The following is a 13495-nucleotide window of genomic DNA, read 5'->3' as shown; positions in this document are numbered from 1 at the left end:
ATACCTGTGGTTGGTTTTGTTATTGGCAGGCAGTTGGCGATCAGAAGATCAGGACGTAGGTCTTGCGCACAGTCTCAAGAATGTCCCAGGTCCCGGTGCTGTTGGCCGGCAACATCAAGGCATCGCCGGCCTGGATGTGCACGGTTGCGCCGTTATCGGGGGTGAAGGTGCAGCGACCCTGGATGAAGTGGCAGAACTCCTGGGCGACGATCTGCCGTCGCCAGCGTCCTGGCGTGCACTCCCAGATGCCGGTCTCGACCCCGTCGCTGCGCTCCACGGCGGTGACCGAGGTCACGGCCAACGGCTCGCCCAGGGGCACGGCGACCGGAGCCGACTGCTCGAGGATGGCCGTGGCGGTGTTCTTCAATTGCGTGATGCTCATGGTGCTACCTCAGGCGGAAGCGCCGAGCGCACAGCGCCCGGCAGGTGAAGCCGGGTCAGTGCATGAAGCCTTCCATGAACCCGGCGATCCGGCTGGCCATCCTGCGCCGCCAGGGAGCCGTGGCCGGATTGGCCAAGGTCTGGTCTTCGTGAACGAAGCTTTGAATGATCGCGTTGTAGCCCAGCCAGCGGCAGGGCTCGGGCTCCCAGGCCCGCAGTCGCTCCAGGCCGCCTTCGGGCAGGACCCAGGGCTGGCGTACCAAGGGGCTGTCGCGCTGCAGAATCAGCTCGGCCAGGGTCCGGCCGCCCAGGTTGCTGGCCCCCACTCCTTCGCCACCGTAGCCACCCGCCAGGGCGATGCCCTTGCGGCGGTCGCAGAGCATGTGCGGATGGAACTGGCGCGACATGCCCAGGTTGCCGCCCCAGGCATGGGTGATGCGCACGTTCTTGAGTTGTGGAAACAGCTCGCCGAACAGGTAGCGGCGCAATTGCACTTCCTCCTCGCTCAGGTTGAAGTCGTGGCGCAGCTTGCCGGCGAACCGATAGCCACCCCGGGCGCCGAACACCAGGCGGTCATCCAGGGTGCGCTGACCGTAGGTGACCTGGCGACTGCCCTCGCTGAAGGCCTGGCCCTGGCTCAGGCCGATCTCGTCCCAGGTGGACTGGGGCAGCGGCTCGGTGGCCACCAGCAGGCTCTGCACCGGCAGTTGGTAGCGCCCCAGGGGTGCCAGGGTCACCGAATAGCCCTCCACCGCCGGTACTATCCAGCGGCTACACACCGCCGCCCGTGGAGTCTGCAGGCTGCCGGACTGCCAATGGGTCACCGGGCTGTTCTCGTAGAGCTCCACCCCCAGGCGCTCCACCGCCCGGGCCAGGCCGCGCACCAGCTTGGCCGGCTGGATGGTGGCGCAATGGGCAGCCTGGATCGCCCCATAGGCATTGGCCACGCGCAGTTGTCCAGCCAGTTGCTCGGGAGTCAGCCATCGGTAGTCGGCCTCGCCCAGGCCCTGGTCATGCAGATGCGCCAGGTACTGGCGCAGGCTGGCGTGCTGCTCCGGATAACGAGCGGCGCAATACAGCACGCCGCCCTTGCGGTAATCGCAGTCGATGCCTTCACGTTCGATGACGCTGGCCACCTCATCGGGTATGCCATGCAGCAGTTCATAGGAGGCCCGGCGCTGTTCGACCGGTAGCGGTGCCAGCAAGCGGTCCTCGCCCAGCAGGTTGCCCATCAGCCAGCCGCCATTGCGCCCGGAGGCACCGAAACCGGCGATCTGCGCCTCGAATACGGCGATCTTCAACCCCGGCTCCAGGCGCTTGAGGTAATAGGCGGTCCACAGGCCGGTGTAGCCGGCGCCGATGATCGCCACGTCCAGGTCCAGGTCCCGTTCCAGGGCTGGCCGGGGGGTCAGCGGCTCGTCGAGCTGATCCATCCACAAACTGATATTGCGCCAAGCAGGCATGCCAACACTCCGCCAACCGAACTTTCGATGGGCCGATGCTAGTGCCCGGCCTCAGGCGCTGTCTTGTGCCCGTGCACGCAAGGAAATTTCCCGGGCATAGGCCTTGGGGGTCTGGCCGGTGTGCTGGCGAAAGCAGTTGTAGAACGCCGACAGTGAATTGAAGCCCGCGGCGAAGGCCAGCTCATCGATCCGCAGCGGCGGCACAGCCTGCTCCAGAGCCGCCAGCACATGTTGCAGGCGCGCCTGGTTCACGTAGCGGTAGAAGCTCTGGCCCAACACCTGGTTGAGCAGGTAGGAAATCTGGTTGCGGCTGTAGCCGGATTCGCCGGCCACCCGTTGCAGGTCCAGCTCTGGGTCCAGATAGGGTTGCTGGTGCTGGAAATACTGCTCCAGGTCTTCGGCCATGCGCCCCAGCTGGCGCGGCGACAACCCCAGGCGGCTGGCTGCCGGACGCGGGCCGCCGGCAGGCTGGGCCGAAGACCCTTCGCGCACCAGGGCCGCATATTCGTTGACCCGCCAGATCAGGCCGTCGCGTACGGTGATCGCTTCGCTGGCCCGGAACGACACCAGCCCCTGGCCGCCCCTCAGGGTCACCTGGTACTGGATGAAGGCCGTGTCGCCATCCAGACGGATGCGATCGCAGTGCTCCAGGGTCTCGTCCGGGGCCCGCGGCATGCTGGCCTGCACGTATTCGCGCAGGTCGGCCAGGGCCAGCGTGCGGTTCTGGAAGAAGTCGTTGTATTGGATCTGCGGGTGATACAGCGCCATCACCCCTTCGAGATCGCGCAGTTTCCAGCACAGGTGGTAGCGCATCACCGTATCGCCGGTGATGGCGGCTTGCAGGGGCCCATCATCAGCGGCAGCCATAGATTTTCCGAGAAGAAAAAAGTGCAGCTTGCCGAACTTGCCGACAAGCGGCAATCACTACCCCGATAACCGGGACAAACAACACGCTCGGTCATCCAATGCAGGCGTGACTGGCATCAAACTTTCATGAACGAACCGCCGGACGGTGGCCAAAAAAACTGCAAGCGCCCATGACCCGGTGCTATTTTTAGAGCCTCAACCGAGCGGCTCAGCGACGAGCCCTCGTTCCTACCGCGAGCACAAGGAAGCGCTCAATGAATCAAGGTGGGCCATCGATGAACACAGTCTGGGCCAGCAAAGTCACCTTTCCCAACGCCTGCCAGCTGATGCGCTGGCATTTTCATCCCATGGGTTTCGAAGCCAGCATGGATGCGCCTGGCAGCATGATCGCCCGGCTCTTCGACCGCGCCAGCGGCGAAACCATGATCGCCATCGCCGGTATTCCCTGCGCAACGGTGATGAGCGCCGCAGACGTCGAACGAATAATCGAGGCGGTGGAGGATGAGCTGGAAGCCTTCTCGCCCTCCCTGGCCCTCAAGGCCTGATCCCCCGTCACCCAGGCCCGCCCAACCGGCGGGCTTTTTCATGGCCGTTGTCGCAGATCCTGGAAGTACGGCTTGTCCTTCGGCACCCGGTCCGAGGCCCTCGGAGCATTGCCCGCACTGGAGTCCTGGCGCTCGACATACCAGTAGCAATGCTTGACCGCACGAGTGATACCCACATAGGCCAGACGCAGGATCTCGTCTTTCTGGGCGCTGTCGTAGGGCGTGGCGTCGCCGTCCTTGCCCAGCCCGGCCATGCGATACACCTGGTTCTTGTAGGGTGAGCTGCTCAGGTGCTGGCAATCGCCCAGCAGGAACACCACATCCGCCTGTAACCCCTTGGCGCTGTGATAGGTCAGTTGCTTGAGCCGGCGAGCCGCCAACGGCAAGCTAGAATCAACATTAACTATTTGTGAAATACTGCTTTCAATCAATAAGTTATCGCTACTTTTTCGAAACAACATCAATATCGAATCACCCTGTCGATAGTGCTCCGCCAAACGCAGGGCCAAGCCTTCGTCATCCCGATCCAGCACCTGCACCGGCCATGGCTCGCGGGCCTCGCCGCTGGCCTTGGCCTTTTTCCCGGCGATGGCCGGGGCCGCACGGACAATGTGCTCGGCGGCATCGATCACATGCTGATGACTGCGGTAGTTCTCGCTGAGCATGACCCGGGTGGTGCTCGGCGAAACGAACTCCTTGTTGAACTCGATGAAGTAGCGCGGCGAGCTACCCCTCCAGCCATAGATCGACTGCCAGTCGTCACCCACGCACAACAGCGAGGAATGCTGTGCCCCCCGCCCCAGATGCAGGGCTGCGCCACGGCGGCGGATCTCGCCGAGGCTGGCCTTGATCCAGGAGACGATCTGCGGCGAAACATCCTGGAACTCGTCGATCATCAGGTGCGACATCGGCCTCAGGCAGGCGTCGGCCAACAGCTTGAAGTTCTCCGGCGAACGCTCGCTGAACAGGGCGAACATGCGGTTATAGGTCATGATCGGTGGCGACTGGTCCAGCAGATGGTCCTCCAGGGCACGCCAGAACAAGCTCAGGGCCTCGAAGAAGTACCGATCTGGGTCGTCCTGGGCAAAGCTCATGCGACCCACGGCGTCGCCCACCTCCAGCCCCAGGTTCTCGATGAACCCGGCGGCGGCGACGAAACAGTCCAGCAACGGCGCCGAAGCCAGCTCGCCCTTTACCCGGTAATCGAAGCCAGGGCCGGCGCTGGCCTGGGCCGAAAAAGCACCGAGGGCGCGCTTTGAATCTTCATAACTATCAAGCCAAATCAATGGCTTATGACAGAAAGCTTGAAACAGGGTGCGCTTTACCGCCCACTCCGCACGGACGCTCAGCTTGGCCCCGGGCCGAGTGATCTGCGGGTTTTCCCGTGGGTCGAAGCCCAGCACCACCCAGGCATCGAGTTCGGCGCAGTAGCCATGACAGTGGAACGGTGCGCCGTTGATCTCGAAGCGCTGGCGCTTGGGTTCGATACCCTTGATCGGCCAGGCCCCGGCCCTGAACCACAGGTCCTCGAGGGTGTCGCACAGTTCTTCGTCGCGCTTGGCCGCCAGTTCGGTGACGGCCATGCGCTTTTGCACATCCGGGTGGTCACGCTCCAGCTCCTTGAGTTGCAGGGCGTGGCGCAACAGCGGTTTCAAGGCCTGGCGAAAACGCTCGTCGTTGTTGTACAGCGCCTGGTAGCAGGCATTGAGGTGCTGGCGCTGGGCATCGTTGATGCGCAGGTCGAAGGGGTTGCTGTCCACCTCGGCATCGTGGCCCGGTTGCCGCTCGTTGAGGTTCTCGAACGCCTGCAGCCGCTCGAACCCCGGCAGGCTGCGAACCATGGGCAGGATCCGCGAATGAAAGGTACGTACCAGGTCCCGGGCCTGCCGGGCATCCAGTTGCCGGTCCCACAGGGCGAACACCTGGATCAGCTTGGCGATGAAATCCTTGCGCGACTCCCGGGTGAAGGTCACCACGGTCATGGAGTCCAGCTCGAACCCCAGGTAGTGATGGAGCAACAGCAGACGCAGCACCAGCGAGGTCGACTTGCCGGCCCCGGCGCCAGCGATCACCGCGGTAGCTGGAGTGTCGCTGAAGATCATTTTCCATTGCGCGGCGCTGGGCTGGGCCTCGGGCGCCAGCAAGCGCGCGACATCGGCCTTGAAGCGCTTCTTCAGCTCGGCCCCCAGGGGTAGGCGCCAATCGTCGAACAACCGGTCATCCACGCCAGGGGGCCTGTGCTCGGTATCGCGGCTGTCGCGGATCAGCAACACCTGGCGGCCTTCCTCCAAGCCTTCGAGTCGCCCCTCGCGGTAGCCGTACTCCACGCCCGCGGTATGGCCACTGCGAAAGCCATCGGCCTGGCCGTGCAGCCAGGAAGCCCGATGCTGGGCTCGCAGGCGGGTCAGGCCGTGGCCGAAGAAACGCGCCGCCAGGCGCTTGAACAACGACATCTGGGCCAGGGGCATGAGCTCGGGGGGCAGATCGGGGGTGTGTTGCGACACGCGGACTCCAGGGTGTGGTGCTTGAGCGGTAATGGTCGCTGGATTTTCTCGGAGCATCCAGCGAATTGCTTGCAGGTCATCAACTTAAGCGATGAAGCGAAGGTTTGACACCAGCTTTCGTCTCGATAAAACATCTAATTTATCGATTGGATAAAGGCATTTTTTGCGCTTTTTATCGATCAATGACTGATAGAAGATGCACGCCATCAACCCACGGCTATCGTCCTTGGCCAGGTGCAACATGCCATGACGAGCCTTGATCAGGAGACGATCATGCTTGAACTCAGACCCTTCAGTTCCCTGGGCGGCGCCAACCACGGCTGGCTGGATGCCCATCACCACTTTTCCTTTGCCGAGTACTACGATCCCGAGCGCATGCACTGGGGCAACCTGCGGGTCTGGAATGACGATGTGATCGCCCCTGGCACCGGCTTCCCGCAGCATCCGCACCGGGATATGGAGATCATCACCTATGTGCGCGAAGGCGCCATCAGCCACCAGGACAACCTGGGCAACAAGGGGCGTACCGAGGCTGGCGACGTGCAGGTGATGAGTGCCGGTACCGGCATCGCCCACAGCGAGTACAACCTTGAAGACACGCCAACCAAGATCTTCCAGATCTGGATCATCCCCAACCAGGCCGGCTCTGCGCCTTCCTGGGGCGCAAAACCGTTTCCCAAGGGGCAACGTGAAGGCTTCGTGACCCTGGCCAGCGGCAAGGATGGCGACGCACAGAGCCTGCGCATCCGTGCCGATGCGCGGTTGGTGGCAGCCAACCTCAAGGCCGGTGAAAGCGCCGAGTATCGCCTGGACAGTGGCCGCCGCGCCTACCTGGTGCCGGCCACCGGGGTCATCGAGATCAACGGCTTGCGCGCCGAAGCTCGAGACGGCGTCGCCGTGCAGGATGAACAGGTGCTACGGGTAACCGCCGTACAGGACAGCGAGATCGTCCTGGTGGACCTGGCCTGAGACCGGACACGGCATAGCGGCGAATAAAAAAGGGGCGACCGTGATGGTCGCCCCTTTTTTATTGCCGGCAATCGCCTGATCAGTTACCGCTGATGGCGCCATCCACCAGGGCCTGGGCTTGCTCTACCAATTGCTTGAGGTGATCGTCGCCGATGAAGCTTTCGGCGTAGATCTTGTAGATGTCCTCCGTGCCCGACGGCCGAGCGGCGAACCAGCCGTTCTCGGTCATGACCTTCAAGCCACCAATGGCCTGGTCGTTGCCCGGAGCGTGGCTGAGGATCTGCTGGATCGGCTCGCCCGCCAGCTCAGTGGAGGTCACCTGCTGTGGCGACAGCTTGCTGAGCAACGCCTTCTGTTGCGGGTTGGCCTTGGCATCGACCCGTACCGAGAACGGCTCGCCCAGCTCACCACACAATGCACGATAGGCCTGGCTCGGATCGCGCCCCGTGCGAGCGGTCATTTCCGCCGCCAGCAACGCCGGGATCAGGCCGTCCTTGTCGGTGCACCACACACCGCCATCCCGACGCAGGAACGAAGCACCCGCACTTTCTTCGCCGCCAAAGCCCAGGGAGCCGTCGAACAAGCCGTCGGCAAACCACTTGAAGCCCACCGGCACTTCATACAAGCGCCGGCCCAGGCGGGCCGCCACGCGGTCGATCAAACCGCTGCTGACCACGGTCTTGCCTACCGCGGCATCGGCACGCCAGTGCGGACGGTTCTGGAACAGGTAGTCGATGGACACCGCCAGGTAGTTGTTCGGTGCCAGCAAGCCACCGCTGGGGGTGACGATGCCGTGGCGGTCGTGGTCCGGGTCGCAGGCGAAGGCCACGTCGAAGCGCTCCTTCAGGCCGATCAGGCCCTGCATGGCGTGGCTGGAGGATGGGTCCATGCGGATCTGCCCGTCCCAGTCCACCGACATGAAGCGGAAAGTCGCGTCCACTTCACGGTTCACCACGTCCAGGTCCAGCTTGTAGTGCTCGGCGATCGCCGACCAGTAGCGCACCCCTGCTCCACCCAGCGGATCCACGCCCAGACGCAGCTTGGCGTTGCGGATGGCATCCAGGTCGATGACGTTGATCAGGTCGGCGACATAGCTATTGAGGTAGTCGTGGCGATGGGTAGTGTCGGCCTTCAGCGCCTGTTCATGGCTGATGCGCTTGACCCCGGCGAGCCGGGCCGCCAGCAGTTCGTTGGCCTTGGCCTCGATCCACTTGGTGATATGGGTATCGGCCGGGCCGCCGTTGGTGGGGTTGTACTTGAAGCCACCGCTTTGTGGCGGGTTGTGCGACGGCGTGATGACGATACCGTCCGCCAGGCCCGAGGTACGACCGCGGTTGTAACAGAGGATGGCGTGGGACACCGCCGGCGTCGGCGTGTATTCGTCGCCTTCGGCGATCATCACGGTCACGCCGTTGGCGGCCAGCACTTCCAGGGCGCTGGCCCCGGCCGGGGTGGACAGGGCGTGGGTATCGATACCGAGGAACAGCGGGCCATCGATGCCCTGGGCTTCGCGGTACAGGCAGATGGCCTGGCTGATGGCCAGGACGTGCCATTCATTGAAACTCAGGTCAAACGAGCTGCCACGGTGCCCGGAGGTACCGAAGGCCACGCGCTGGGTAGGAACCGATGCATCAGGCTGACCGGTGTAGTACGCCGTAACCAGTCGCGGGATGTCGACCAACAACTGCGTTGGTGCCGGTTTGCCCGCAAAAGGACTGAGAGTCATGCAAAACCTCAAAAAAGGATGGTTCGGAAATGCCGCGCAGTTTACTGGCAGTTCGACCATCGCGCGACGGAATCTATCCCGGAATCGACAGCAAGATTTATCGACGGATATACGCCCGCAATACCGGCCATGGGCGGTAGCAGGGAGCAGGAAAGAAGGAAGGAAAAAGCACCAGGCCCCGCGACTGGGGGCCTGGGATCGGGTCAGGCCGGCTCGACCTGCAAGGCGACTCGTTCGCGGCATGGGCATTCGTCCATGTAGCGGTGCGCCTGGACGAACTCGTTGAACGGGAACACCCGGGTCTTGAGCGGCAGCAATACCCGGTCGGCGGTCAACTGGTTGATGTCGCGCAGGGCGCGCTGCAGCGCCACCTGGTCCTGGCTGATGCCCAGCTCGGGCTTGCCGGTGAAGTTGCCGATGCAGTGCACGAAGAACTGGATGTTCTTCTGGAACGCCGCGCAAGCCGGGAACGGTGTCTGGTTGCCGCCCTGCAAGCCGTACAGTACCAGGCTGCCACGGGGCGCCAGGACATCGCCGAGCATCGACATCTGCGGCCCGCCGAGGCCATCGAAGACCACGTCGACCCCACGGCTGTCGGTGAGCTTGTTGACCTGCATCAGCAGGTCCTGCTCCTCGGTGACTATGACTTTTTCCGCCCCCAGGGACAGCAGGTATTCACGCTCGTCGGCATTCTTGGTGACCGCGATCACCCTTACGCCCAAGGCTTTGCCCAGCTGCACGAAGGCCGGCCCGGCGCAGTGGCTGGCATCGGTGACCAGGGCGAACTGCCCGGGCTTGACCCGGGCCAGGTCGGCGTAGGCGAAGTAGGCGATCAGCAACGGCGTGTAGTGCACCGCCGCCTCGATCGGGCTCAAGACCTCCGGATAACGGGTCAGGGCCGAGCGCGGCAAGACGATCTGCTCGCCATACACCGGGTAGTCGTTGGGGCTCTCGGCGGGGAAGCTGGCGACCTTGTCGCCGACCGCCAGGTCCTCGATCCCCTCGCCCACGGCGGTGACCACACCGGCCATCTCATGACCCAGGCCGGAGGGCAGGCGGGCATGGGAGGAGGCCAGGTTCTGCCGCCAGAGCACGTCATACCAGCTGATACCGATGGCTTCGACTCGTACCTGCACTTCGCCTGGCGCAGGCAACGAAGCCGCATGCTCTTCGCATTTGAGCACCTCGGCCGCTCCAAACTTGTGAAAACGAATCGTGCGGGACATCGCAAACCTCGTCAAAAAATAACCTCTAATGCCGCGGACTTTATCCGGGCTTTGAAAGCAAGACTATCAGCGCCTATTAATAGTCGACATGCCTGTCATCGATTCCGTGCCCTTGAAAATCGGGGCTGGGAGGGCTGCGAGCCGCCTGCCAGGCAATTAGCCGGTGCAGAGTAGCAGCCTTTACCCGTAAGATTCACGCCGGCCATTGTTTCGATATGGCCGCTCCAGTCAAGCTCGCTGAATCTGCCAGGACTCCAGATGAATCGTAATGACCTGCGTCGTGTCGACCTGAATCTGTTGATCGTGTTCGAAACATTGATGCACGAACGCAGTGTGACCCGCGCCGCCGAGAAACTGTTCCTTGGCCAGCCCGCCATCAGCGCGGCCTTGTCGCGCCTGCGCAACCTGTTCGACGACCCGCTGTTCGTGCGTACCGGCCGTAGCATGGAGCCTACCGCCCGGGCGACGGAGATCTTTGCCCTGCTGTCCCCGGCCCTGGACTCGATCTCCACCGCCGTGAGCCGCGCTGCCGAGTTCGACCCGGCCACCAGCAATGCGGTATTTCGCATCGGCCTGTCCGACGACGTCGAGTTCGCACTGCTGCCGATGCTGCTCAAGCGCCTGCGCGCCGAAGCCCCAGGCATCGTGCTAGTGGTGCGCCGGACCAACTACCTGCTGATGCCCTCGCTGCTGGCTTCCGGGGAGATCTCCATCGGCGTCAGCTACACCACCGACCTGCCGGCTAACGCCAAGCGCAAGGTCCTGCGCCGCAGCATGCCCAAGCTGCTGCGCGCCGACACCGTACCCGGTCCACTGGGCCTGGACGACTTCTGCGCCCGCCCCCACGCCCTGGTGTCGTTCGCCGGCGACCTGAGCGGCTTCATCGATGAAGAACTGGAAAAGCTCGGGCGCAAGCGCCATGTCGTGCTGGCGGTGCCTCAATTTAACGGCCTGAGCACCCTGCTGGCCGGCACCGATATCCTCGCCACCGTCCCCGACTACACCGCCGAAGCTCTCACCGCCGCCGGCGGCGTACGTGCCGAAGACCCGCCCCTGCCGGTGCGCAGCTTCGAAATGCACATGGCCTGGCGCGGCTCCCAGGACAACGACCCTGGAGAGCGCTGGCTGCGCTCGCGGATCCAGATGTTCTTCGGGGACCCGGATAGCCTCTAAGGCCACGCCCGGGACTTTCCATCGATCTGCAGGCTCGCTGACCAGGTCCCCGCCAGTATCGACCGGCACCATCAATAAGCAGGAAATTTCCTAACCCGAAGCTGGAAAACCTGAGCATGGGGCAATACCCTGCCACCACCGCCCAAGGTTACGAGCTGAAACATGTCAGGGAATACACCGTTTGAAAGCCCACGTTGGATGCGTGATCTGGTCCGCTTCCTGCCACTCAAGAGCCAGTTTGTCCTGTCCGGCAATATCCGCGACTTGCAGGCCAGCGAGGTGGCCCCCGGCACGGTCACGGCCCTGAGCTTCAACCAGACCCTCTGCGACACCCTGCTCGCGGCCGGCTACGCCCATGTACTGACGTGGGACCCGGTGACCGGCATGCGCGCCATCGGCAAGCCGGACAGCGATCCGGCCGCGGGCCAGACCCTGCTCAAGGAGCTGGGCCTGACCCCGGTGGATGGCGCCGCCCCGGCAGGCCCCGATCTCTTGGCCGCCACCGTGCAGCACCTGGTGAATCGCGCCGGCCCGCCGATTGCCCTGGTCATCGACTTCGCTTCGCGCCTGGTGGTGCGCAACGACTCTCTCAGCGCCGCCGAACACCAGCTGTTCACCCAGGCCCTGGTGCACTCCCACCAGGCCCGCAGCCGGCCGCTGCCGGAGCTGCGCAAACCCTTCTTCAATACCCTGCTGTGGCTGGTGGAAAAGGAAGGCGACCTGCCCGACTGGCTGCTGGTGGACAACCCGCGGCTGCGCCACATTCCGGTATCCCGGCCCGACCAGCTGACCCGCCGTGCCCTGGCCCCGGCCCTGCTCAAGAGCCTGGCCGGCAGCCAGGAAGCCAGCGAGGACAGCACGCGCGAGGCGGTGGATGCCTTCGTGCAGAATACCGAAGGCCTGCTGCTGCTCGATCTGAGCGCCATCGCTCAACTGGCACGGGTCGAGGGCGTGGCCATGGAGCAGATCGCCGATGCCGTGCGCCGCTACAAGATCGGGGTCACCGAAGATCCCTGGCTGCGCATCGACCGCCAGCAGATCCGCCAGGCCGATGAACGAGTGCACCAGCGGGTCAAGGGCCAGGATCATGCGGTGACCCACATGCTGGACATCGTCAAGCGGGCGATGACCGGGGTCGGCGCCAGCCGCAAGGGCAACCGGCCCCGGGGCGTGGCCTTCCTCGCCGGTCCCACGGGCGTGGGCAAGACCGAACTGGCCAAGACCATCACCAGCTTGCTGTTCGGCGATGAAAGCGCCTATATCCGCTTCGACATGTCGGAGTTCAGTGCCGAGCACGCCGACCAGCGCCTGATCGGCGCACCGCCCGGTTATGTCGGCTACGACGTGGGCGGCGAGCTGACCAACGCCATCCGTGAAAAACCCTTCAGCGTTGTGCTGTTCGACGAAATCGAGAAGGCCCACCCGCGCATCCTCGATAAATTCCTGCAGATCCTCGACGACGGCGTGCTCACCTCCGGGCGCGGCGACCGGGTGTATTTCTCCGAGGCGCTGATCGTGTTCACCTCCAACCTGGGCATCTATCGCCAGGGCGACAACGGCGAGCGCGTTGCCAACGTGCTGCCCGGCGAACCCTTCGAACAGATGCAGGAGAAGGTCCACAACGAGATCGACCGCTACTTCAAGCTGGTGCTGAACCGCCCGGAGATCCTCAACCGCATTGGCGAGAACATCATCGTCTTCGACTTCATCCGCGAGGATGTGGCGATCCAGATCTTCGAGCAGATGGTCGACACCACCTTCAAGGACCTGCAACAGCAACAGGCGTTGTTCATCGAATTGAGCCCCCAGGCCCGCCAAGGCCTGCGCACGCTGTGCCTGCATGACCTGTCCAATGGCGGCCGGGGCATTCGCAACCAGCTCGAGGCGCGCCTGCTCAATCCATTGTCCCGGGCCCTGTTTGATCAGGATGCGCAGCCGGGCGAGCGTTTCTCGATCACCGCGCTGGACGCCGGCGGGTTGCTCATGGAACGCCGCTGAAGATGCAACTGAGCCTGTCGCGGGTGCATTTCCCGGTCACCACCCTGGGCCCCGGGCGGCGCCTGGGCATCTGGTTCCAGGGTTGCAGCATCCGCTGCCCCGGGTGCATTTCCGCCGATACCTGGGGACCGGGCCAGCGGCGCCTGGACATCGACCAGCTGCTCACGCAACTGGCGCCCTGGCTGCGCGAAGCCGACGGCATCACCCTGTCCGGCGGCGAGCCCTTCGATCAGTTCGAGGCCCTGCTGCTTTTACTCCAAGGGCTGCGCCGCCAAAGTCCGGTGGACATCCTGGTCTACAGCGGCTATCCGCTGGAGCGCCTGCAACCCCAGTTACGCAAGGCCGAGGGTCTGATCGACGGGCTGATCAGCGACCCCTACGAGGAACGCCTCGAACAATCCCTGGCGCTGCGCGGCAGCGACAACCAGCGCCTGACCCTGCTCACGCCCCTCGGCCATGCGCGCCTGGCGTCCTATGAACGTCCACTGGAAGCCGCCGACAAGGCCCTGGACCTGATGTTCGACGCCAATGGCAGCGTCTGGATGGCCGGCATCCCCCGACGTGACGACCTGCTGCACCTGCGCGACCTGCTGCAGGAGCAAGGCCACCAAATACAGACCAGTGCGCACCGCCACTGAATGGA

At 63.9% G+C, this 13495-nt stretch carries 10 protein-coding genes and 1 pseudogene; 5 read left to right on the top strand and 6 right to left on the bottom strand.

What is annotated here, in order from left to right:
* Window positions 1-40 precede the first annotated feature (40 nt).
* Genes C4K40_RS14215 through C4K40_RS14205 form a run of 3 tightly spaced genes read right to left on the bottom strand, consistent with a single transcriptional unit; the run spans window position 41 to window position 2711 of the window.
* Window positions 41-382 (bottom strand): cupin domain-containing protein, encoded by a 342-nt coding sequence (locus tag C4K40_RS14215; RefSeq protein ID WP_022639895.1) that lies wholly within the window; start codon window positions 380-382, stop codon window positions 41-43.
* Window positions 383-437: 55 nt separating this feature from the next.
* Window positions 438-1844, bottom strand: coding sequence for an FAD-binding oxidoreductase (locus C4K40_RS14210; protein ID WP_053129419.1), 1407 nt, complete (start codon window positions 1842-1844; stop codon window positions 438-440).
* Window positions 1845-1895: 51 nt separating this feature from the next.
* Window positions 1896-2711: an AraC family transcriptional regulator gene (locus tag C4K40_RS14205; protein ID WP_053129416.1), complete on the bottom strand. Its 816-nt coding sequence runs from the start codon at window positions 2709-2711 to the stop codon at window positions 1896-1898.
* A gap of 275 nt (window positions 2712-2986) precedes the next feature.
* Between C4K40_RS14205 and C4K40_RS14200 the strand changes: the two genes are divergently transcribed.
* Window positions 2987-3256: a DUF1652 domain-containing protein gene (locus C4K40_RS14200; RefSeq protein WP_053129414.1), complete on the top strand. Its 270-nt coding sequence runs from the start codon at window positions 2987-2989 to the stop codon at window positions 3254-3256.
* Between the two features lie 38 nt (window positions 3257-3294).
* Here C4K40_RS14200 and C4K40_RS14195 read toward each other — a convergent pair whose 3' ends face one another.
* Window positions 3295-5760 carry a UvrD-helicase domain-containing protein gene (locus C4K40_RS14195; protein ID WP_053129411.1) on the bottom strand — a complete coding sequence of 822 codons (2466 nt, stop codon included), beginning with the start codon at window positions 5758-5760 and terminating at the stop codon, window positions 3295-3297.
* Between the two features lie 273 nt (window positions 5761-6033).
* Here C4K40_RS14195 and C4K40_RS14190 point away from each other — a divergent pair, with 273 nt between their 5' ends.
* Window positions 6034-6729, top strand: a complete 696-nt coding sequence (locus C4K40_RS14190; protein WP_022639899.1) for a pirin family protein — start codon at window positions 6034-6036, stop codon at window positions 6727-6729.
* A gap of 79 nt (window positions 6730-6808) precedes the next feature.
* Here C4K40_RS14190 and pgm read toward each other — a convergent pair whose 3' ends face one another.
* Together pgm and C4K40_RS14180 are read right to left on the bottom strand one after the other, a co-directional pair.
* Entirely contained in the window at window positions 6809-8455 is a 1647-nt protein-coding gene (gene pgm / locus C4K40_RS14185) for a phosphoglucomutase (alpha-D-glucose-1,6-bisphosphate-dependent) (RefSeq protein ID WP_031320219.1), read from the bottom strand.
* A 203-nt stretch (window positions 8456-8658) separates the two neighbouring features.
* The gene (locus tag C4K40_RS14180; protein ID WP_022639901.1) at window positions 8659-9681 is read right to left on the bottom strand and encodes a zinc-dependent alcohol dehydrogenase family protein; all 1023 of its coding nucleotides are present in this window, start codon (window positions 9679-9681) and stop codon (window positions 8659-8661) included.
* Between the two features lie 258 nt (window positions 9682-9939).
* Here C4K40_RS14180 and C4K40_RS14175 point away from each other — a divergent pair, with 258 nt between their 5' ends.
* From C4K40_RS14175 to C4K40_RS14165, 3 genes and pseudogenes are all read left to right on the top strand, one after another.
* Window positions 9940-10854: a LysR family transcriptional regulator gene (locus C4K40_RS14175; protein ID WP_022639902.1), complete on the top strand. Its 915-nt coding sequence runs from the start codon at window positions 9940-9942 to the stop codon at window positions 10852-10854.
* Between the two features lie 124 nt (window positions 10855-10978).
* A pseudogene (locus C4K40_RS14170) lies at window positions 10979-12852 on the top strand (AAA family ATPase).
* 2 nt (window positions 12853-12854) lie between these two features.
* The gene (locus C4K40_RS14165) at window positions 12855-13490 is read left to right on the top strand and encodes a 4Fe-4S single cluster domain-containing protein (RefSeq protein WP_053129405.1); all 636 of its coding nucleotides are present in this window, start codon (window positions 12855-12857) and stop codon (window positions 13488-13490) included.
* Window positions 13491-13495 lie beyond the last annotated feature (5 nt).

It is taken from the genome of Pseudomonas sp. CMR5c, from assembly GCF_003850545.1.
Taxonomy (GTDB): domain Bacteria; phylum Pseudomonadota; class Gammaproteobacteria; order Pseudomonadales; family Pseudomonadaceae; genus Aquipseudomonas; species Aquipseudomonas piscis.
The sequence above is the reverse complement of the archived record's forward strand: the minus strand, read 5'-3'. Positions and strand labels throughout refer to the sequence as shown.

What these genes read in the sequence shown, in the direction of transcription:
- C4K40_RS14180 (WP_022639901.1), bottom strand. Translation starts at nt 9,681, where the DNA reads ATGTCCCGCACGATTCGTTTTCACAAGTTTGGAGCGGCCGAGGTGCTC.
- C4K40_RS14175 (WP_022639902.1), top strand. Translation starts at nt 9,940, where the DNA reads ATGAATCGTAATGACCTGCGTCGTGTCGACCTGAATCTGTTGATCGTG.
- C4K40_RS14205 (WP_053129416.1), bottom strand. Translation starts at nt 2,711, where the DNA reads ATGGCTGCCGCTGATGATGGGCCCCTGCAAGCCGCCATCACCGGCGAT.
- C4K40_RS14210 (WP_053129419.1), bottom strand. Translation starts at nt 1,844, where the DNA reads ATGCCTGCTTGGCGCAATATCAGTTTGTGGATGGATCAGCTCGACGAG.
- C4K40_RS14215 (WP_022639895.1), bottom strand. Translation starts at nt 382, where the DNA reads ATGAGCATCACGCAATTGAAGAACACCGCCACGGCCATCCTCGAGCAG.
- C4K40_RS14190 (WP_022639899.1), top strand. Translation starts at nt 6,034, where the DNA reads ATGCTTGAACTCAGACCCTTCAGTTCCCTGGGCGGCGCCAACCACGGC.
- C4K40_RS14200 (WP_053129414.1), top strand. Translation starts at nt 2,987, where the DNA reads ATGAACACAGTCTGGGCCAGCAAAGTCACCTTTCCCAACGCCTGCCAG.
- pgm (WP_031320219.1), bottom strand. Translation starts at nt 8,455, where the DNA reads ATGACTCTCAGTCCTTTTGCGGGCAAACCGGCACCAACGCAGTTGTTG.
- C4K40_RS14165 (WP_053129405.1), top strand. Translation starts at nt 12,855, where the DNA reads ATGCAACTGAGCCTGTCGCGGGTGCATTTCCCGGTCACCACCCTGGGC.